This is a genomic window from Streptomyces sp. Je 1-369 (genome assembly GCF_026810505.1).
GTDB lineage: Bacteria > Actinomycetota > Actinomycetes > Streptomycetales > Streptomycetaceae > Streptomyces.
The window spans coordinates 96,611-114,777 of sequence record NZ_CP101750.1; the positions used below are offsets into that span (position 1 = coordinate 96,611).

At 71.9% G+C, this 18,167-nt stretch carries 19 protein-coding genes; 5 read left to right on the plus strand and 14 right to left on the minus strand.

The genetic code is table 11. The features are described 5' to 3' along the window. Positions 1-33 precede the first annotated feature (33 nt). Both NOO62_RS00485 and NOO62_RS00490 read left to right on the plus strand, forming a co-directional pair. Entirely contained in the window at positions 34-171 is a 138-nt protein-coding gene (locus NOO62_RS00485; RefSeq protein WP_268768881.1) for a hypothetical protein, read from the plus strand. A 585-nt stretch (positions 172-756) separates the two neighbouring features. Beyond that, the gene (locus NOO62_RS00490) at positions 757-1,626 is read left to right on the plus strand and encodes a helix-turn-helix domain-containing protein (protein WP_268768882.1); all 870 of its coding nucleotides are present in this window, start codon (positions 757-759) and stop codon (positions 1,624-1,626) included. A gap of 24 nt (positions 1,627-1,650) precedes the next feature. Here NOO62_RS00490 and NOO62_RS00495 read toward each other — a convergent pair whose 3' ends face one another. Together NOO62_RS00495 and NOO62_RS00500 are read right to left on the minus strand one after the other, a co-directional pair. Next, entirely contained in the window at positions 1,651-2,358 is a 708-nt protein-coding gene (locus NOO62_RS00495; protein WP_268775412.1) for a lipase family alpha/beta hydrolase, read from the minus strand. A 147-nt stretch (positions 2,359-2,505) separates the two neighbouring features. Further along, on the minus strand, positions 2,506-3,006 hold the full coding sequence (locus NOO62_RS00500; protein ID WP_268768883.1) for a cupin domain-containing protein: 501 nt from the start codon (positions 3,004-3,006) through the stop codon (positions 2,506-2,508). A gap of 265 nt (positions 3,007-3,271) precedes the next feature. Here NOO62_RS00500 and NOO62_RS00505 point away from each other — a divergent pair, with 265 nt between their 5' ends. Beyond that, positions 3,272-4,723, plus strand: a complete 1,452-nt coding sequence (locus NOO62_RS00505) for a multicopper oxidase family protein (protein ID WP_268768884.1) — start codon at positions 3,272-3,274, stop codon at positions 4,721-4,723. An 85-nt stretch (positions 4,724-4,808) separates the two neighbouring features. On the opposite strand, the gene NOO62_RS00510 is transcribed toward NOO62_RS00505, so the two are convergent. Together NOO62_RS00510 and sigJ (NOO62_RS00515) are read right to left on the minus strand one after the other, a co-directional pair. Further along, a complete protein-coding gene (locus NOO62_RS00510) occupies positions 4,809-5,282 on the minus strand; it encodes a carboxymuconolactone decarboxylase family protein (protein WP_268768885.1) in 474 nt (157 codons plus the stop codon). A gap of 115 nt (positions 5,283-5,397) precedes the next feature. Further along, entirely contained in the window at positions 5,398-6,324 is a 927-nt protein-coding gene (gene sigJ, locus NOO62_RS00515) for an RNA polymerase sigma factor SigJ (protein ID WP_268768886.1), read from the minus strand. A 145-nt stretch (positions 6,325-6,469) separates the two neighbouring features. On the opposite strand from sigJ (NOO62_RS00515), the gene NOO62_RS00520 reads away from it, so the two are divergent. Next, the gene (locus tag NOO62_RS00520; protein WP_268768887.1) at positions 6,470-6,856 is read left to right on the plus strand and encodes a nuclear transport factor 2 family protein; all 387 of its coding nucleotides are present in this window, start codon (positions 6,470-6,472) and stop codon (positions 6,854-6,856) included. A gap of 61 nt (positions 6,857-6,917) precedes the next feature. Here the strand turns inward: NOO62_RS00520 and sigJ (NOO62_RS00525) are convergent, their stop codons facing one another. Then, the gene (gene sigJ / locus NOO62_RS00525; protein WP_268768888.1) at positions 6,918-7,850 is read right to left on the minus strand and encodes an RNA polymerase sigma factor SigJ; all 933 of its coding nucleotides are present in this window, start codon (positions 7,848-7,850) and stop codon (positions 6,918-6,920) included. A gap of 539 nt (positions 7,851-8,389) precedes the next feature. On the opposite strand from sigJ (NOO62_RS00525), the gene wrbA reads away from it, so the two are divergent. After that, complete coding sequence (gene wrbA / locus NOO62_RS00530) at positions 8,390-9,001, plus strand: NAD(P)H:quinone oxidoreductase (RefSeq protein WP_268768889.1); 612 nt, start codon at positions 8,390-8,392, stop codon at positions 8,999-9,001. Between the two features lie 111 nt (positions 9,002-9,112). On the opposite strand, the gene NOO62_RS00535 is transcribed toward wrbA, so the two are convergent. The 9 genes from NOO62_RS00535 to NOO62_RS00575 all read right to left on the minus strand — a co-directional run bounded on the left by NOO62_RS00535 (position 9,113) and on the right by NOO62_RS00575 (position 18,052). Next, complete coding sequence (locus NOO62_RS00535; RefSeq protein WP_268768890.1) at positions 9,113-9,595, minus strand: PhzA/PhzB family protein; 483 nt, start codon at positions 9,593-9,595, stop codon at positions 9,113-9,115. Between the two features lie 22 nt (positions 9,596-9,617). Next, positions 9,618-10,268: a phenazine biosynthesis FMN-dependent oxidase PhzG gene (gene phzG / locus NOO62_RS00540; RefSeq protein ID WP_268768891.1), complete on the minus strand. Its 651-nt coding sequence runs from the start codon at positions 10,266-10,268 to the stop codon at positions 9,618-9,620. A 112-nt stretch (positions 10,269-10,380) separates the two neighbouring features. Beyond that, the gene (locus NOO62_RS00545; RefSeq protein ID WP_268768892.1) at positions 10,381-12,315 is read right to left on the minus strand and encodes a chorismate-binding protein; all 1,935 of its coding nucleotides are present in this window, start codon (positions 12,313-12,315) and stop codon (positions 10,381-10,383) included. Further along, positions 12,312-12,935, minus strand: a complete 624-nt coding sequence (locus tag NOO62_RS00550) for an isochorismatase family protein (protein WP_268768893.1) — start codon at positions 12,933-12,935, stop codon at positions 12,312-12,314. Before NOO62_RS00550 ends, NOO62_RS00545 begins: the two co-directional genes overlap by 4 nt. A gap of 47 nt (positions 12,936-12,982) precedes the next feature. Then, positions 12,983-14,158 (minus strand): 3-deoxy-7-phosphoheptulonate synthase, encoded by a 1,176-nt coding sequence (locus tag NOO62_RS00555; RefSeq protein WP_268768894.1) that lies wholly within the window; start codon positions 14,156-14,158, stop codon positions 12,983-12,985. Positions 14,159-14,190: 32 nt separating this feature from the next. Continuing rightward, positions 14,191-14,679 (minus strand): PhzA/PhzB family protein, encoded by a 489-nt coding sequence (locus NOO62_RS00560; protein WP_268768895.1) that lies wholly within the window; start codon positions 14,677-14,679, stop codon positions 14,191-14,193. Positions 14,680-14,979: 300 nt separating this feature from the next. Then, entirely contained in the window at positions 14,980-15,894 is a 915-nt protein-coding gene (locus NOO62_RS00565) for an aromatic prenyltransferase (protein WP_268768896.1), read from the minus strand. A 95-nt stretch (positions 15,895-15,989) separates the two neighbouring features. Further along, positions 15,990-17,060 (minus strand): methyltransferase, encoded by a 1,071-nt coding sequence (locus NOO62_RS00570; protein WP_268768897.1) that lies wholly within the window; start codon positions 17,058-17,060, stop codon positions 15,990-15,992. Positions 17,061-17,149: 89 nt separating this feature from the next. Next, positions 17,150-18,052, minus strand: a complete 903-nt coding sequence (locus tag NOO62_RS00575; protein WP_268768898.1) for an aromatic prenyltransferase — start codon at positions 18,050-18,052, stop codon at positions 17,150-17,152. Positions 18,053-18,167 lie beyond the last annotated feature (115 nt).

Here is an 18,167-nt window from a genome sequence, read left to right on the forward strand (position 1 = left end):
TCCGGTGTCCCGCCACCCCCTGACCGTACCCATATGTCCGCATTCATCCCCTGGTGGCCGGGGTCCGGTGTCGGGGCGGCGGCGATCTCCTCGGGGGCGCCCCGGGCGCGACGACGCCCGCAGAACGCGGGCGCGGGCACGGCCGGGTCGGTGCCGCGCTGCCGCCGGTGACCGGCACGGCACGGCAGGGGGCACGGCACGGGGCACGGGTGGCCTCTCCGGGCGTGCCTTTGCAGCCCCGTCTGCGCCCCGACGCCCGGCACGCACTCCCCCAAGCTCTCGGCCCGCGCTCGGACAGGGGGACCCCCATGGCGCACCCGCCGACCGCCGCCGCACCCGCGCTCCGCGCGCACGACGGGGGCTCGAAGTCAGGCTCCTACGGTGTCGGGGTACTCTGCGCCGGGCCGACGGGCCCGGCACGAACAGGGGCGGCCGGTGTGCGCGTTGGGCCGCGCGCACGGCCTTGGGGGAAGGCGGAGAGGACCATGCGGGGCCTGGACCAGGGCATACCGGCGGGGGGCGGGTGCGCCGCCGGAGTGCGCGGCGGGTGCGCGTGCGGCGCGCCGCGCCGCCGTGAACACCCCCCGGCGGCAGCGGAGCGCCGTGCCGGCCGCCGTGCGGCAAGATCCAGGCCGTCATTGTCGGGGGTTCTCGGCGGGCACGGCCAGGAGCGGTTTCTTCCTGTGCACGGATTTCCGGAAATACCCGTGCCGCGCACGGCGGTTGACGCGGGCGCCAGGGGCGGGAGGGCCGGCCGTGGACAATAAGTCCGCCCTGCGGCAGCTGCTGCGCTGGAAGCGGAGCCGGCTGGAGCCGGCCGCGGTGGGCCTGCGCCCGCGCACCGGCCGCGGCCGCCGCGCCCCGGGGCTCTCCCAGGCGCAGGTCGCCCAGCTCCTGTATGTCTCCGAGCGCACCTACGCCCAGCTGGAGCGGGGTGAAATGCCCTCCCCCGCCGCCGACTTCCTCGACCGGGTCTCCGATGTGCTGCACCTGGAGGAGGGCGAGCGCACCGCGCTGTACGCGTATGCGCTGGGGCACGAGCCGCCGAGGCCGCAGGACCCGCTGGCCGGGCAGGACATCCATGGCGCCTGGCACCAGGCGGTGGCCAGTGTGACCCGGCCCTGCTACGTCAATGACGTCGCCTGGAACGTCCTGGCCTGCAACGAGGCGTTCACCGCCATGTTCCCGCGCGCCCCGGGGGACCGGCCCGCGCTGCCGGAGCGCAACTTGATGCGCTACATGCTGCTGCGGGAGACCGCGCGCGAGCACCACTTGCGGGACTGGGAGCGGCAGTGGGCGCGGCCGCTGGCCGCGCAGCTGCGCAAGGCCGTGGCGCTGTATCCGGGCAACAGTGATCTGCGGGAGCTGGACAAGGAGGTGGAGGCCGACCCAGTGGCCGGCCCGATCTACCGCTCGGACCCGGTGACCTACGTCCAGCCCAGCGGGGCGACCCGGCCGGTGCGTTTTCCCTGGCCCGGTCCCGCGGGCCCGCCGGCGGGCGCCGAGCGGTGCTGTGCGCACCATCTGCCCTCCCGGGCCGGGCAGGTGACCATGTGTGCCGCGGTGCCGCTGGGCTCGCCCGGTGCCCGCTTCTTCATCCTGGTCTTCGAGCCCGCACCGGCCTGAACAGGCCACGTGTGGGGCGGGGGTTCACGGGGTGGCGGTCAGGAAGTCCCGTACCCCGCGGGAGACGGCGTCGTCGCCCAGCAGGTCGTTGTGGGCCAGACAGCCGGCTCCCGCGTTGGCCGCCCCGGTCAGCGGGACGCTGGCGTCGGGGTTGATGACCTCGTCGCAGGAGGAGGCCCAGGTCGCGTACGCCACCGGGCCGGGGGTCTCATCGCCCTGGGCGAGCCGGTCGGTGACGTAGGAGCCGGGGGTCATGTCGCGGCAGGCCTGCGACCACAGGGCGCACGCCCAGGCGGTGGTGGTGCCGTGGTTGGGGCCGCCCAGGGAGACCCAGTGGGCGACGGCGGGCGCGCCGCCGCCGAACTTCACATACCAGCGCGTGACCAGGCTGCCGAAGGAGTGGGCGACCAGGTCCACGCGGTCGGCGCCGGTGCGGGCGCGTATCTGGGCGACGTGGGCGGCCAGTTGGCCGGCGAGGTCCTCGTTGACCGAGCGGCTGGTGTCGTAGCCGAAGGAGTACAGGTCGTCCTCGCCGTAGCCGGCGGCTCGGAAGTCCTCGCGCATCGCGCCCCATACGCCGGGGTCGGCGTTGTAGCCGTGCACGAAGACCACGGGCCGGGGGGCGGCCGCGGGCGCCGGGGCCGCGGCGGCGGGGGCCGCCGGCACGATCACGGCGAGCACGCACAGCCAGCCGAGCAGCAGGCGCGCGGCGCGTCGGGCACGCTGGTCCATCGGCACGGGCATCTCCTCACCGCAGGCGGGACACGACACGGCCCCGCACCGCGCCCGCACCGCGCGGACGCACCGGTGAAGTGTGCGGGCGAGCCCGCCGGATGAGAAGAGCCGGGCCCGCACTCACCCGGCCCCGGGCCCGGCTGCTCACCCGGCCCCGGGGGCGTCCTCGGTCTCGGTCAGTGCGTGTCCGCAGTGGGCGCAGAAGCGGTCCTCGCGGGTGGCGGTCAGGTGGCCGCACTCGGGGCAGAGCCGGTCGAGGAGGCAGGCCGGTTCCCCCGCGCCGGTGTCGGCGGGGGCCGGGCGGCGGTGGGCGGTGGTGTAGGTCAGGCCCTGGTCGCCCGCGCGCAGGGCGTGCGCGGTGCGGGCGGGCAGCCAGGCCAGCGCGCCGGGGGCGAGCGGGAAGGCGGCACCGTCCAGGCGCAGTTCGCCCTCGCCGGCCAGCACGGTGAGCAGGAGCCCGTGTCCGGCCCCGGCGTCCTGGCCCAGGTCGGTGCCGGGGGCCAGCCGCACCACGGCGGCGTCCAGATCGCGCCCCCGGCCGCGCAGCGACCACACCAGGTGGACCGGTCCGCGCCCGGGGGCGCGGGTCTGGTGCGGGCCGAGCAGGACCGGGCCCCGCGCGTCACCGGGCTCGCTCACGGGCATCGTGCCGTCCTTTCACCTGCGCTCGGGCCGCTGCGCGGCGGGTCATGCGCAGTGTGCGGCAGCCGGGCGCCGCCGCGCGAGGCCCAAGGGGCTGAAAGCGGGGCGGACCAGGACCATGCGGATCCGAGCGAATCTCAAGGAGCGGCTGGTGAACTACCGCTGGCACCGCACGGCTTGACGCGGCCGCGCTCTTTGTCACCCCGTGCGGCCGGCCCCGCGGTTGCCCCGCTTTTCACTCACGTATTCACGTACTTAGGAGGGCACCATGGTTACCCGACGCCGTCTGCTCGGCACCGGACTCGCCGCCGCGGGCGTAGGGCTCACCGGGGCGTCGTTCACCCCCCTGCTCGGCGTGGACCGCGCCAAGGCCAGCCCGGCCGCGGCCACCTCGGCCATACCCGAGCTGTTCACCGTGCCCATGCCGCAGATGCCGGTACTCAGACCCACCTTCCGCACCACGACCACCGACTACTACGACGTCACCACGCGCCGGGTCCGCAGGGAGATCCTGCCGGGCATCCAGACCGATCTGATCACCTACGACGGGAACTTCCCCGGCGCGACCATCAAGGCGCGCTCGGGACGCACCGTCATCGTGCGCCAGCACAACGAGCTGGACGTGGCCACCTCCTCGCACCTGCACGGCGCCTCGGTCACCCAGGCCAACGACGGCGACCCGATGGACACCCTGGCCCCGGGCGGGTCGCGGGCCTACACCTATCCCAACAAGCAGCCGCACGCCTCGCTGTGGTACCACGACCACGCCCACCACATGGAGTCGGAGAACGTCTACCGCGGGCTGCACGGCAGCTACCTGCTGACCGACACCACCGAGGACCAGCTGCCGCTGCCCAAGGGCGAGTACGACGTGGTGATCGCCATCCGCGACGCGCACTTCGACACCGCGGGTCAGCTCGTGTACGTCATGGACGACCAGCAGCGCTCCACGCTGCTGGTCAACGGCGCGCCCTACCCCTACTTCCAGGTCGCGGCCCGCAAGTACCGGCTGCGCTTCGCCAACATGTCCAACCAGCGTTTCCTGGGGCTGCGGCTGGCGGACGGCAGCGAGATCGTCCAGATCGGCTCGGACGGCGGGCTGCTGCCCAGCCCGCACACCACCAACGCGCTCACCCTCTCCCCGGGCGAGCGCATCGACGCCGTCGTCGACTTCTCCCGCTACCAGGTGGGCGACAAGGTGGTGCTGGAGAACAGCATCATCTTCGCCGGCAGCGCCGAGCAGGTCGGCCAGGTGATGCGGTTCGACGTGGTGCGCACGGCCACCGACAGCAGCTCGGTGCCGCCGGTGCTGCGCTCGCTGCCGGCGCTGCCCACGCCGACCAACGAGCGGACGATCGTGATGAAGATGGAGGAGGGCGTCGCACACCCCAAGGGGTACATGGACGGCAAGATGTACGACCCGGCGCGGGTGGATGCCAGCATCCGGTTCGGGGCCAGTGAGGTGTGGACGGTCACCAACGCCAATCCTCGGGTGCCGCACAACTTCCATATGCACCTGGTGCAGTTCCGGGTCCTGGAGCGGGGCGGCAAGCCGCCGGCGCCCGGCGAGTCGGGGCTGAAGGACACGGTGATCGTCGCGCCGGGTGAGACGGTCAAGCTGCAGGCGACCTTCGACACCTACCGGGGCTCCTACGTCTACCACTGCCACATGCTGGACCACTCGGCCATGGGCATGATGGCGACCATGAAGATCAGCTGAGGTGGCGCCGCCCGCGGCCCGTGCGGGCCGCGGGCGGCCCGCCCCCTCCCCCCCCCGGGCGCTGGGGGCGGTTCAGGTGGGCCGGTCAGGTGAACTGGCCGACCCGGTAGTGCCCGGCGGGCTGCTGGGCCATGATGTTGAGCCGGTTGAAGGCGTTGATCAGGGCGATGGTGGCCAGCAGGGCGGCCAGCTGGTCCTCGTCGTAGTGGCGGGCGGCGTTCGCCCAGGCCGCCTCGCTGACCCCGCCGGCCGCGTCGGCGACGCGGGTGCCCTGCTCGGCCAGCTCCAGGGCGGCGCGTTCGGCCTCGGTGAAGACCGTCGCCTCCCGCCAGGCGGCGACCAGGTTCAGGCGCACGGCGCTCTCCCCGGCGTGCGCGGCCTCCTTGGTGTGCATGTCGATGCAGAAGCCGCAGCCGTTGATCTGGCTGGCGCGCAGCCTGACCAGTTCCTGCGTCGACGCGGGCAGCGCGGAGTTGGCTGCCGCCTTGCCCGCCGCGGCCAGGTACTTCAAGAAGGCGGCCGAGACGGGGTTGTCGAAGAGGTTCAAGCGAGCGTCCATGGTGGGCTCCTCTGCCGTGCTGGTGCGTACACAGCTGAGACCGCACAGCCCGCCCGAATGTGACAGCCGCCCGCGTGACCTGCCCCTCTCCCCCGCCCGCGGGCGGGGGCGGGGGTCAGGCGGTGGTCCAGGGGCGCAGCTTCTCGGGGTTGCGCACCGCCCACAGGTGCTTGATGCGCTCGCCGGCGAAGTCGAAGGCCAGCACCGAGACGGTGACGCCGTTCTGCTGGACGACCAGGCCGGGCTCGCCGTTGACGGTGCGCTCCAGGATCGTCATGGCGGGCGCCTTGGCGGTGATGGTGACCAGGTAGCGGGCGATCTGCTCGCCGCCGCCGGTGGGCGGCGCGGCGTTGACCAGGCCGCCGCCGTCGGCCAGCCCGGTGGCCTCGGGGTCCAGGAGGCTGATCAGGGCGCCGATGTCCTTGGCCTCCCAGGCCTGCTTGAAGTCCCGCACGATGTCGGCGCGCTGGGCGGTGGCGGGGGGCTGCTGGGCGCTGCGGATGCGGCGCCGGGCGGAGGAGGCCAGCTGGCGGCAGGCGGCCGGGCTGCGGCCGACGCTTTCGGCCACTTCGGCGAAGGAGTAGCGAAAGACGTCGTGGAGGATGAACGCGACCCGCTCGGCGGGGGTCATGGACTCCAGGACGACCAGGAAGGCCATGTTGACCGACTCGTCCAGGGTGATGCGGTCGGCCGGGTCGGCGGTGCCCACCGAGCGGCCGCTGATCCACTCGGAGTGGTCGGGCAGCGGCTCGGGGATCCACTCCCCCACATACCGCTCGCGCCGGGCCCTGGCCGAGCCCAGGAGGTCCAGGCAGATGCGGCTGGCCACGGTGGTCAGCCAGCCGCCGGGCGAGGCGACCGCCTCGCGCTGGGCGGGCGTCATGGCATACCAGCGGGCGTAGGCCTCCTGCACGACGTCCTCGGCGTCGGCCAGCGAGCCCAGGAACCGGTAGGCGAGGTTGATCAGCTGACGCCGCTCGCTCAGGACCGTGCTCAGGTCCGCCTCAAGCCGGTCGTCGTCTGGCGCGGTCTGCGTCCTCATCGTCTCGCTTGCTCCCTTGGCCGGAATCTGCCGTCATCGCATACGACGAGACAGCCGGTGGGAATGTGAGGCGGCCCGGCCCGGCGGGCACCCCCTTCTGGCAGGATTCCAGCGCCCTCCTAGTCGTATCAAATAGTCATATGGCATGAGCAAACACAAAGCGATCGTGGAGCGGTACCGCGACGGGGTCCTCAGCGGCGACCACGAGCAGGTCCTGGCCCTGGTGACCGACGACGTGGTGTGGGAGAGCCTGGGCCAGCTGCGGGTGCAGGGCAAGGACGCGCTGCGCGGTGTGGTGCAGAACAAGAACGGGGTCGCGGCGCAGGGCGTCGTGCAGCGGCCGCGGATCACGGTCGACCGGCTCATCGAGGAGGGCGACACCGTGGTGGCCACCGGCCGTGCGGCGCTGCCGCTGCCGGGCGGGGGCAGTGCGGAGTTCCTCTTCAGCGACGTGTTCACCTTCGTCGGGGACGCGATCAGCCACCTGGAGAGCTACAAGGTTCCCCTCGGCCCGCCGCCTGCGCAGGGCTGAGAGCGCCCGCCACGCCCCCGCCCCGGCGCGCGGTCCGGGGCGGGGGCGTGGCCCGGGCGGGTCAGCCGGCGGTCCAGGGGCGCAGCTTCTCGGGGTTGCGCACCGCCCAGATGTGCTTGATGCGCTCGCCCTCGAAGTCGAAGGCGAGCACCGAGACGGTGACGCCGTCCAGCTGGGCCACCAGGCCGGGCTGGCCGTTGACGGTGCGCTCCAGGATCGTCAGGTCCGGGGCGCGGTGGGCGACGTCGGCGAAGACGTGGGCGATCTGCTCGCCGCCGGTGACCGGCTGCAGCTGGGCGCTGACCAGGCCGCCGCCGTCGGCGATGGTGGTGGCGTCGGGGTCGAGCAGGCCGATGAGGGCCTCGATGTCCTTGGCCGCCCAGGCCTGCTTGAAGTCCCGTACCAGATCGGCGCGGTGGGTGGTGGCGGCCGCCGGGGTGCTGCGGGCGGCGGCGATGCGGCGCCGGGCGGAGGAGGCCAGCTGGCGGCAGGCGGCCGGGCTGCGGCCGAGGATCTGGGCGACCTCGGCGAAGGAGTAGTGGAAGACGTCGTGGAGGATGAACGCGACGCGCTCGGCCGGGGTCATCGCGTCGAGGACGACGAGGAAGGCCATGTTGACCGACTCGTCCAGGGTGATGCGGTCGGCCGGGTCGCCGGTGGGGTCGGGGCCGCCGATCCACTCCATGCGGTCGGGCAGCGGCTCGGGGATCCACTCCCCCACATACCGCTCGCGCCGGGCCCTGGCCGAGCCCAGGAGGTCCAGGCAGATGCGGCTGGCCACGGTGGTCAGCCAGCCGCCGGGGGCGGCGACCGCCTCCCGTTGGCGTTCGGACATCGCATACCAGCGGGCGTAGGTCTCCTGCACCACGTCCTCGGCGTCGGCCAGCGAGCCGAGGAACCGGTAGGCGAGGTTGATCAGCTGCCGGCGCTCGCTGAGTACGGCGCGCAGGCCCGGGTCGAGCCGGCTGTCCTCCGGCTCCACATGCTTGCTCATGGTGTCGCCAACTCCCTTGACTGCGCCCCGACTTCACCAGTTCGTTCCGGCGTCGCCCTGAAGGTGGCGCGCGTCACCTCACATTACAACGGGCTGCGTCGTCGTATGGCTGGAGATCGAATTCCTGCCGGGCTCCGTCCCCCGGTCGCCCGGCACCGGAATCCCCGTTCTCCGCCCGCGACTTCGGGCTTTTCCGGGTCGTGCACCGTCTGCGAAGGAGAATTGCCGTGCAGCTGACCTCGATCCGCGGCTCACCAGCGGGGCCGGGTGCCGCCGTGTGCGGCCCCCGCCCGGCAGGCAAGGCCCCGTCCCGGCTGCGGGACGCCCGCGGCTGACCTGGGCCGCACGGCTCCCGTTGGCGGGGGGCCGCCGACAGTGCCACACCGCCGGCGGCGCCCCGCAGGGGCCGCGCGAGGTTTTTCTCGGCTTTTACGCATTGACCGCTGTCGGACGTCTTTTCCACAGGGGTACGGCCGGCTCCCGTCGGGCGGCCCGCTCCTGGCACCACCCGTTAAGCACGCGAAGAAAAGGAAACAGTCGTGGAACCTGTGAACGTTGCAATCATCTATTACAGCGCGACCGGCAACGTGCACACGTTGGCTCAGGCGGTGGCCGAGGGCGCGGAGAAGGCCGGCGCCACCGTGCGGCTGCGCAAGGTCGCCGAGACCGCCCCCGAGGCGGCCGTCCAGGCCAACCCGGCCTGGGTGGAGCACCGGGCGGCCACCACCGACATCGCCGAGGCCACCCACGACGACCTCGCCTGGGCGGACGCGGTCCTGTTCGGCACCCCCAGCCGCTTCGGCAACCCCGCCAGCCAGCTGCGCGCCTTCATCGACACCACCGGCCCCCTCTGGTTCGCCGGGAAGATCGCCGGGAAGGTGTTCTCCGCGTTCACCGCCAGCAACACCGCCCACGGCGGACAGGAATCCACCATCCTGGCCCTGTCGAACACCTTCTACCACTGGGGCGGCATCATCGTGCCCCCCGGCTACACCGACCCCATCCAGTTCCAGTCCGGCAACCCCTACGGCACCTCGCACGTCGCCGGCGACGGCGCACCCGGCGAAGTCGCCCTGCAAGCCGCCCGCCACCAGGCCCGCCGCGTCGTGGACACCGCCGCCGCCCTCAAAGCCGGCCGCAGCGAGATCTGAGGCGCCGCGCGCCGCGCAGGGGTAGGCAGAGGGGGTGGGGGCCGCCGGCCGTCGGGTCGGCGGCCCCCACCCCCTCTCACCGCACGCAAGGGCGGGGCTGGGGACTGGGGTTCAGGAGGGGATCCAGTCGCGCTTGATGTGTGGGGTGTCGATGCTCAGGGCGCGCATGTGCTCGATGGGGTTGGTGTATTCGCGGCTGGCGGCGATCTGTCCGTCGTCCAGGGTGAAGCCGTGGATGAAGTGGTTGCGGTAGCGGCCCTCGGGGTAGCCGGGGAAGCGGATGGTGCCCTCGCCGTCGCACTCCACCCAGATGACCGCCGGGTCCTGGGTCTCGTAGATCCGCACGTCGGACCACTCCCAGTCGGGCAGCACCTGCAGGGAGAGTTCGCCGTGTTTTTGCAGCTTGGCGCGGCCCTTCACCACGATGGGGCGGCCGATGTCGGTGTTGAACAGGGCCGCGGTGCCGTCCTGGGTGTAGAGGGTGTAGCGGCGCAGCCGGGCCTCGGGCCCAGTCTCCATGTACTGCTCCACGGCCCGCCGGTTGCGGGCGCGCAGCTCGAGGTGGTCGGTGAACACCGGGGCAGGGGCAGTCATCACATCTCCGGGTAGGTGGGGGTCAGGGCTGCAGGCGGGTGGTGTCCCAGCCGCTGTCGGTGCGGTCGTAGCGCAGCCGCTCGTGCAGCCGGTCGGTGCCGTTGGCCCAGAACTCCACCGCGGCCGGCTCCAGGACGTAGGCCGCGAACGCCTGCGGGCAGGGCAGCGGCCGGGGCGGCTGGCCCAGTTCCAGGGCGCGGGCGCGGATGTCCTCCAGGTGGTCCAGGTCGCGCAGCGGCTCGCTCTGCAGCGAGACGGTGGACATGGCGTGGGTGAACACCGCGCGCGCCGCCCACAGTTCCTCCGCCTGGGCGCGCGGCAGCCGGCGCACCGGTCCGGCCACGGTGATCTGCTGGCTGGTCTCGCGCCAGTACAGCACCCCCGAGGCCCAGGGGTTGGCGCTCAGCTCGCGGCCCTTCTGGCTGCCGGTGTGGGTGATGAACACGATGCCGGTGTCGGTGACCTGATTGACCGCCAGGATCCGCGAGGAGGTGCGCCCCTGCGCATCGGCGGTGGCCAGGGCCAGCGCGCGCGGCTCGCGCACGCCCTGCTCGGTGGCCGCCTTCAGCCAGGCCGACAACAATCCCAGCGGCTCCGCGGGCGGGGTGCGGAACTCGGCGAACTCCACCTCCACCGAGCCCGTCATCGTCTCGGAACGCCGTACATCAGACATGGATCAATCCTTCAGCGGTGCGGCCCCAGCGGGCTGTGAGGGGCGGAGGGGCAGGGCAGGGGCCGGGCCGGCGCTCGGGGGTGGGCGCCGGCCCGGCGGTCGGTGGGGCGTCTCAGGCCGGGTCGGGGGTGCGGGCCGGGGCCAGCAGGCCGGCCAGGGCGGTGCCGACGATGCGGGGGCCTTCGCGGGTCAGGACGGATTCGGGGTGGAACTGCAGGGAGGCGAAGCCGGGCCCGCGCAGGGCGTGCACCTCGCCGGTGGCCGCGTCCCGGCTGACCTGGACCGGCTGGTGGCCGGTGTGGCCGGGCACGCCGCGGGGGGTGAATTCCTCGTGCTCGCTCAGCAGCGCGAAGGTGTTGTAGTAGCCGACGTGTTCGGGGGCGCCGAACAGGTCGATCTGCTTTTGCACGCCCTGGTTGGGCACGTCCCGGCGGCGCAGGGGCAGGCCCAGTTGCAGGCCCAGGACCTGGTGGCTGAGGCAGACGGCGAGGAAGGGGCGCTGTTCGCGCAGCAGGGTGGCGACCGCGGTGTGCAGGTGGGCCATTTTGGGGTGGGCCACTTCCTGGGGGTCGCCGGGGCCGGGGCCCATGACGACGAGGTCGTGGCCGGTGAAGGTGTAGGCCTCGTCGTAGCGGCGCAGGGTGACGTCCAGGCCCAGGGAGCGCAGCTGCTGGTCGATCATGGAGGTGAAGGTGTCCTCCATGTCGACGACCAGGACGCGGCGGCCGGCCAGTTGGGGCCGGGCGGCGGCGCGGGCGGGGATGTCGGAGAGCCAGAAGCCGGCGATCGAGTCGTTGCGGCCTTCCAGGGCGCGGCGCACGCTGGGGTGGTCGGCGAAGCGCTGGGTGGTTTCGCCGCCGAGGGCGGCGACCAGGCCGGCGGCCTTGGCGCGGGTCTCGGCGGCTTCGGAGGCGGGGTCGGAGTGGCGCACGATGGTGGCGCCGACGCCGATGGCCAGGCGGCCCTGCTCGCTGATGTCGGCGGTGCGGATGAGGATGGCGGAGTCCATGACCCGCTCGCCGTGCTCGTCGCGGCCGATGAGGGCGGCGGCGCCGCTGTAGTAGCCGCGGCCGCCGGGCTCGTACTGGTGGATGATGCGGCAGGCGCTTTCCAGGGGGCTGCCGGTGACGGTGGGGGCGAACATCGTCTCGCGCAGGATGTCGCGCACGTCGCGGTCGGTGCGGCCCTCGATGAAGTACTCGGTGTGGGCCAGGCGGGCCATTTCCTTGAGGTAGGGGCCCACGACGCGGCCGCCGGTGTCGCAGATGCGGGCCATCATCTTCAGTTCCTCGTCGAGGACCATGTAGAGCTCGTCGGTTTCCTTGCGGTCGCCGAGGAACTGAAGGACGCCTTCGAGGGTGGAGCCGGAGGGCGGGTAGCGGTAGGTGCCGCTGATGGGGTTCATGACGGCCGTGCCGTCCTTGAGGCTGACGTGGCGTTCGGGGGAGGCGCCGACCAGGACGCGGTCGCCGGTGTGGATGAGGAAGGTCCAGTGGGCGCCGCTCTCGCTCTCCAGCAGGCGGCGGAAGAGGGCGGGGGCGCTGGCGGGGCCGTAGTCGGTGATGTCGGCGACGAAGGTGCGCTTGATGACGAAGTTGGCGCCCTCGCCGGTGCCGATCATTTCCTTGGCGATGCGGCGCACCACGTCCTCATAGGCCGCGTCGTCGACGTCGAAGTCGCCGCCGGACAGCGGGGTGGGGACGTCCGGGATGCGGGCCAGGGCCTGCTGCAGGGGCAGTTGCTGCTGGTCGGTGACGGTCATGGCGAGCAGCGGGGTGCCGTCGTCGGCGCAGGCGAAGCCGCGTTCGGCCAGCTGCCGGTAGGGCATGAGGACCAGTACTTCGTGGCCCGCTGTGTCCCCGGCGCCGGTGCCGGGCTGCTCGGGCAGGGGGATGTCGGCCAGGGTGGCGGGCCGGGTGACCGAGCCGGTGAGGACTTCCAGGGTGCCGGGGCCGGTGGTGTGGGGCCGGTGCAGCAGGGCGAAGGCCTTGCTGTGGCCGCTCAGGGCGCGGGCCAGCAGGTCGGGGGTGGGGGGTGTCGGTGTCATGTGAGGAGCCCCTTGACGGTGGTGACCCGGGCGCAGCGCTCGGCGGCGTAGGTGAGGGCCGAGCGGTGGTAGTCCTGTGAGAAGTCGGCGGTGGCGTCGGCGACGAGGAAGGGCTGGATGTCGTGGGTGAAGGCGTCGATGGCGGTGGCCAGGACGCCGACGTGGGCGTAGACGCCGCACACGATGAGCTGGTCGCGGCCGGCGGCGCGCATGCGCTGGAGCAGGTCGGTCTTGAAGAAGGCGCTGTAGCGCCATTTGGTGAGCTGCCAGTCCTGCGCGGTGGGGGCGAGGGCGTCGACGACCTGGCGGTCCTCGGGGGCGGGGCGCATGCCCGGGCCCCAGAAGTCCTTGAGCAGGCCGCGCTGTTCGTCGCTCATGCCGCCGGGCTGGGCGGTGTAGGCGACGGGGATGCCCAGGGTGGCGCAGTGGTCGCGCAGCTGGGCGGCGTGGGTGATCAGCTCGTGGCGCAGGGGGTCGGGGAAGGGCTTGAGGAAGTACCGCTGCATGTCGTGGACGAGCAGGACCGCCCGGTCGGCCTCGGCGGTCCAGGACACGGCGGCCGGGGGCAGGTCGCCCTCGGCGGGCAGGGGGTAGGGGCTGATGGGGGGTATGCCGGTCATGGTGGAAGTCCTCGAACGGGTGCGGGGGTGCGGGCGGTCCGGTGGGGTCAGGCGGGCCAGGCGTTGACGGCGGTCTGGGCCTGGGCGGGGTTCAGGCGCGGGTCGCAGCAGGAGGTGTAGCGCTCTCCGACGCGGTCCAGGTCGGCCTCGGTGCTGGCGCACTCGGTGACGTCGTCGGGGGTGGTCTCCAGGTGGAGTCCGCCGGCGGTGCCGCCGGCGCTCTGGACGGCGCGGGCGAAGCCGGTGATCTCGCGGGCGACGGTGTCCACCAGGCGGGTCTTGTAGCCGCCGGGGGCGGTGACGGTGTTGCCGTGCACCGGGTCGCTGAGCCAGATGACGGGGTGGCCGGCCTCGCGGACCGCTTCGACCAGGCGGGGCAGTTTCTCGCCGACGTGGTCGGCGCCCATGCGGGCGATGAGGGTCAGGCGGCCCTCGTCGCGCCAGGGGTCCAGGCGTTCGCACAGGGCCAGGAGGTCGGCGGTGTCCATGCTGGGGCCGACCTTGCAGGCGACGGGGTTGCTGACCTGGGACAGGAGGGCGACGTGGGCGCCTTCGACCTGGCGGGTGCGCTCGCCGATCCAGGGCCAGTGGGTGGAGCCGAGGAAGAGGCGGCCCTTGTCGTCGGTGCGCAGCATGGGTGTTTCGTAGTCCAGGAGCAGCGCTTCGTGGCTGGTCCACACCATCGGTTCGACGACGTCGCGGCCGGCGGCCCGGTCGCGCCAGCCCAGGTGTTCCAGGATGTCGCCGGCGGCCATGTAGCCGGTGAGGATGCGCAGCGGGTCGGGGCGGCGGCTCTCGGCGTCGGGTTCGGGGCCGTTGACCATGTGGCCGCGGAAGACGGGCAGTTCCACCCCGTCGATGATTTCGGTGGGCTTGGAGCGGGGTTTGGCGAACTGGCCGGCGATGCGGCCCACCCGCAGCACCGGCTTGCCGGTGATCAGTCCGAGGGAGCCGGCCAGCACGTCCAGCAGGGCGGCCTTGCGGGCGACGTAGGAGGGGGTGCATTCCTGGGGGTCCTCGGCGCAGTCGCCGGACTGCAGGACCATGGCCTCGCCGCGGGCGACCTTGCCCAGCAGGGTGCGCAGGGTGGCCAGGTCGTCGCCCTGGACGAGCGGGGGGCGGGAGGCGAGGGCCTCGCCCACCCGGTTCAGCTGGGACAGGTCGCTCCATTCGGGTTGCTGCAGTGCCCCGCGGATACGAATCTCCCGTATAACGTCTTCCATGACGTACTCCGATCCAGCGGTGAAGTGATAACTCAGGTGGGAATTCCGGTGCGCTTGATTTCCGGTACTGGAATACCGAGCGCCCGCAGCTGCTGGAAGGGATTCATGAACTCGCGATTGCGCTTGATCTTCCCGTTGTCCAGTTCGAAGGAGTGCAGGAAGTGGTTCTCGTAGTATCCCTCGGGGTAATCGCCGAAGCGGATCTTGCCGCGTCCGTCGCATTCCACCCAGATGTGGTTGGGGTCCTGTGTCTCGAATATCTGGATGTTGTACCACTCCCAGTCGGGGAAGCAGCCGAGGGACCATACGGCGTGCTCGGCGAGCCGGTCGCGGCCGACCGTCTCGACCGGGGAGCCGGTGTCGGTGGTCCACAGTCCGCCGCGGCCGTCCTCGGTGAACAGCTCGTGGCGGCGCAGCCGGTCCTGGCCGCGGGTGTGCATGTACTGCTCGACGGTGGCCCGGTTGGCGCGGCGCAGTTCGGCCGCGTCGGTGAATGGCAGGCCCGGGACGGATTCGGACATGGGTGTCCCCTTCGTGATGAGCGAGTGCGTTTGGCGAATGGTGGGGGGAGGGCGCATCGGGGCGCGTCCGTCCCCCGTTCCGCGGTGCGATCTTGCCCGATTCCACAGAGCAAATCAACACCGTTTTGACCGTACACTCATGACGTTGTGTAATATTCAACTTTAATGTGGGCATGGGGGTGCCCGCACCGGTGGAAACAATGCAGAATGGCCCTTCAGGCAGTCTCGGGCCGGGTGGTGCGAAGAAATGCCTGAGCTGGGCGCAAGCCGGGCTCAGGCATTTCACAAGTGGTTCTGTGTTCAGAGCTTTCCGTTGTGGACCGCGCTGATCACCTGGCGCATCAGCGGGGAGAGCTGGAAGTAGGGGCCGAGGTTGAGGTACTCCCCCTCGGGCGCCCACTTCACGGCCGCAATGACGATGGGCTCGCCGGGGTAGGCGCGCGGGGCGTGGTCCACGAAGTGCGCGACCCGCTCGGGGACGGGCGCCGGCAGCGCGGCCGGCTCCCAGCCGCGGGCGGGCGGCGGGGCGTAGCAGATCCGCTCGATGCCGGCGGAGTCCCAGCTGAGGGTGGTGTAGATGCGGAAGGAGCGGGCGGCGAAGGCCAGCATCGCCTCGCCGGGGGCGGGCAGGCCCAGTTCGCGGTGCAGGGCCAGGATGGTTGCGGGCGCCCGGCACTGCTCGGAGAGCTGGGTGAAGTACAGGTTGACGGTGCGGCGCGGGTAGTCGATGCCGATCATCGCGACGTCGCTCAGGCCGTGCCGGGCCAGCAGCCCCAGGCTCTGGGCCAGGGCGGGCGGCATGGAGGGCAGTTCGGCGAGCCCGGCCACGTCCTGGACGTCCTGCGGGAAGTGCGCGTAGATCTTGTTGAAGCCGCCGGCGACGCCGCCGTCGATGAGGTACTCGCTGATGGTGCACCGGCTCTGGATGTCCGCCAGGAGCGTGTCGAGGGGGTGGCCGGTGGCGGTGAGGAAGCCGTGCGCGAGCGCGGTGGCGTAGGGGTCGCCGCTGCGGGTGGGCACCGTGAGGGTGAAGTCGAGCTCCGCCGGGGTGTCCTGGCGGGTGGAGAGGCTGTAGACGACCCCGGCCTCGTGCAGGCCCTCGGCGAAGGCGCTGACGATGGGCCGCACGCTGTCGGGGCGGGCGGGCACGCCCGCCAGGCGGGCCGCCTCCTCGATGGCCGAGCACACCTCGTTGATCCCCGTGGCTTGGGGCATGACTCCTCCATGGGCCGGTTGGCGCGTGTTCGCAGCGGGGGCCGGGGCGGGGCGCCGCACGGGGGCGGCACCCGCGCCCGGGGGGTGAGGGGGTGTCAGGCGACCTTGGTGGCGCACAGGATGGCCTGGACGGGAATGACGTCGCGGGGCACCTCGGCGGGGTCCTTGGTGATGGCCTTGGTGACCTTGAACCCGCACTCCTCCAGCCAGCTCTGGTACGTGGAGATCTTCTGCGGGCCGCCCTGGCCCATGGTGCAGCCGATGAAGAAGGCCGGGAAGAAGTCGACGTTGTAGTTGTCGGTGTCGCGGATGTCCTCGGGATAGACCGGCACCATGATGTGGACCTGCCCGCCCACCTCCAGGGAGCGGTGCACGCCCTTGAGGATGGTGAACACGTCGTCCTTGTCGAACATGTCCAGGAAGTGCTTGATCAGCACGGTGTCGAAGCCCTGGGGGATCTCGTCGAAGACGTTGCCGCCGATGAAGGAGCAGTGCTCGGCCACCCCGTGCTTCTTGAAGTTCTCCAGGCAGGTGCTCTCCTTCTCCGGCAGGTCGAAGGTGGTCACCGTCAGCCCCGGGGAGGCCTTGTGCTCATAGGTGTGGATGGCGCCCAGGCCGGTGTTGCCGGCCACGTCCAGGACCTTCGCGCCGGCGGGCACGTCGATGTTGGCGAAGAACCAGGGGTCGATGTTGGCGGTGACGTTGTTCATCAGCGTCAGCCAGGCGTCGTTGAGGTCGCTGTGGTCGGCCACCGCGTCGTACAGGGTGCCCTCGCCGGCGCCGTAGAGCTCCTTGAGGCCCACGATCGTGCCGGTGCGCACGCTGTCGGTGAGGTAGAAGAGCTGCCGCAGCGCCACCACCTTGATCATGTTCATGTAGGTGAGGGCGCGCTTGAGGTCGTGCTCGGCGACCTCGGCCAGCGCGTCCAGGCGGTAGCCGCCGTCCTCGTCCTGGGCGACGAAGCCCTCCTTGACCATCAGGAACAACAGCTGCTCCACGGCGTCGGGCTTGGCGCCCACCGCCTCGCCGAGCCGGGCCGCATCCGCGCCGGGCGTGGCGCGCAGCTGGTCGACCAGGCCGAGCTCGAAGACGGACAGCAGGCTCATGAACCGCGAGGGGCCGACCATGTACTCGCGGAACCGGGCGAGGGTGGCTTCAGTAGACATTTGCGGCTGTTCCCTTTCGATAGGGGTGCAGAGGCCGGGGAGAGCCCCGGCGGGCGAGCGGGGGCGGGCGGGTGCGGGGCGGGGGCGGGTCAGGCCGAGCGCCCGCCGACGTAGGAAAGGTTCAGCCGGCTGTCGGTGCGCCACTGGTAGTACGACTGGAGCTTGTAGTACTCCTCGCCGCCGGCGGTGACGGCGGCGTAGACCATCTTGGGGGTGTCGGCCCCGTAGGGGACGCTCTTGAGGAACTGCTCGACCTTGGCGCCCAGGCGGGCGGAGAGCTCCAGCGGGTTCTCGGTCTTGACGCTGTAGGCGATCCGCTCCACGTTCTGTGAGTCCCAGTTCAAGGTGGTGTAGATGCCGAAGGCCTTCTGGCAGAAGTCGAGCATCTGCTCGCTGGGGTCGGGCAGGCCGATCTCGCGGTGCATCGCCAGGACCGTCTCGGGGGCCACCACCTCGGAGGAGGCCGCGAAGTACACGTTCATGGTGCGGCTGGCGTAGTCGATGCCGATCAGGTCCACCTGGTCGGCCAGGCCGTAGCGGGCGAAGAAGTCCTCGGTGGCGGCCAGGCCCGGCGGCATGGAGGCGATCTTGGCCAGGTGCGAGAGCGTCTGGTGGCGGCCGCCGGGGAAGTACACCCAGATCTTCTTGAAACCGCCCTGCACGCCGAAGTCGACGCCGTAGCTGTCCACCGCGCAGTGCTCCTGCACCTCGGCCAGGAGCGAGTCGATGGGATGGCCGCCGGGCACGGTGAGGTTCTGCTCCACGGCCACGGCGTAGGGGTCCAGGTGGCCCGGGACGGTGAAGCGGCAGTCGAACTCGCCCTCGTGGCGCGCGTTGGTGGCCACCCGGAAAGCGATCACGGCGCCCGGCAGGACGTCCTCGTAGGCGGCCAGGATGGGCCACACCTTGTCGCGGTCGCAGGCCACGTCCAGCAGCCCGGCGGATTCCTCGACGGCAGCGTAGACACCGGCCAGATCGGCGGTTCCCGACATCATTCCTCCAGAGATGGATTACGGCGCCGGTGCAAGCGGCGGCGGAGTGCGAAGCGGCGCACCGGGGCCCGGGGACGGCTGCGCCCGGGCCCCGGGCGTGGTGCGGGCGGTGCAC

Bases quoted from the DNA above. Each gene is read 5' to 3' on its own strand.
- phzG (WP_268768891.1), bottom strand. From the start codon at position 10,268: ATGTCTGATGTACGGCGTTCCGAGACGATGACGGGCTCGGTGGAGGTG.
- NOO62_RS00520 (WP_268768887.1), top strand. From the start codon at position 6,470: ATGAGCAAACACAAAGCGATCGTGGAGCGGTACCGCGACGGGGTCCTC.
- NOO62_RS00575 (WP_268768898.1), bottom strand. From the start codon at position 18,052: ATGTCGGGAACCGCCGATCTGGCCGGTGTCTACGCTGCCGTCGAGGAA.
- sigJ (WP_268768888.1), bottom strand. From the start codon at position 7,850: ATGAGCAAGCATGTGGAGCCGGAGGACAGCCGGCTCGACCCGGGCCTG.
- NOO62_RS00565 (WP_268768896.1), bottom strand. From the start codon at position 15,894: ATGCCCCAAGCCACGGGGATCAACGAGGTGTGCTCGGCCATCGAGGAG.
- NOO62_RS00535 (WP_268768890.1), bottom strand. From the start codon at position 9,595: ATGACTGCCCCTGCCCCGGTGTTCACCGACCACCTCGAGCTGCGCGCC.
- NOO62_RS00505 (WP_268768884.1), top strand. From the start codon at position 3,272: ATGGTTACCCGACGCCGTCTGCTCGGCACCGGACTCGCCGCCGCGGGC.
- NOO62_RS00570 (WP_268768897.1), bottom strand. From the start codon at position 17,060: ATGTCTACTGAAGCCACCCTCGCCCGGTTCCGCGAGTACATGGTCGGC.
- NOO62_RS00545 (WP_268768892.1), bottom strand. From the start codon at position 12,315: ATGACACCGACACCCCCCACCCCCGACCTGCTGGCCCGCGCCCTGAGC.
- NOO62_RS00560 (WP_268768895.1), bottom strand. From the start codon at position 14,679: ATGTCCGAATCCGTCCCGGGCCTGCCATTCACCGACGCGGCCGAACTG.
- NOO62_RS00495 (WP_268775412.1), bottom strand. From the start codon at position 2,358: ATGGACCAGCGTGCCCGACGCGCCGCGCGCCTGCTGCTCGGCTGGCTG.
- NOO62_RS00485 (WP_268768881.1), top strand. From the start codon at position 34: ATGTCCGCATTCATCCCCTGGTGGCCGGGGTCCGGTGTCGGGGCGGCG.
- NOO62_RS00500 (WP_268768883.1), bottom strand. From the start codon at position 3,006: ATGCCCGTGAGCGAGCCCGGTGACGCGCGGGGCCCGGTCCTGCTCGGC.
- sigJ (WP_268768886.1), bottom strand. From the start codon at position 6,324: ATGAGGACGCAGACCGCGCCAGACGACGACCGGCTTGAGGCGGACCTG.
- NOO62_RS00510 (WP_268768885.1), bottom strand. From the start codon at position 5,282: ATGGACGCTCGCTTGAACCTCTTCGACAACCCCGTCTCGGCCGCCTTC.
- NOO62_RS00550 (WP_268768893.1), bottom strand. From the start codon at position 12,935: ATGACCGGCATACCCCCCATCAGCCCCTACCCCCTGCCCGCCGAGGGC.
- NOO62_RS00555 (WP_268768894.1), bottom strand. From the start codon at position 14,158: ATGGAAGACGTTATACGGGAGATTCGTATCCGCGGGGCACTGCAGCAA.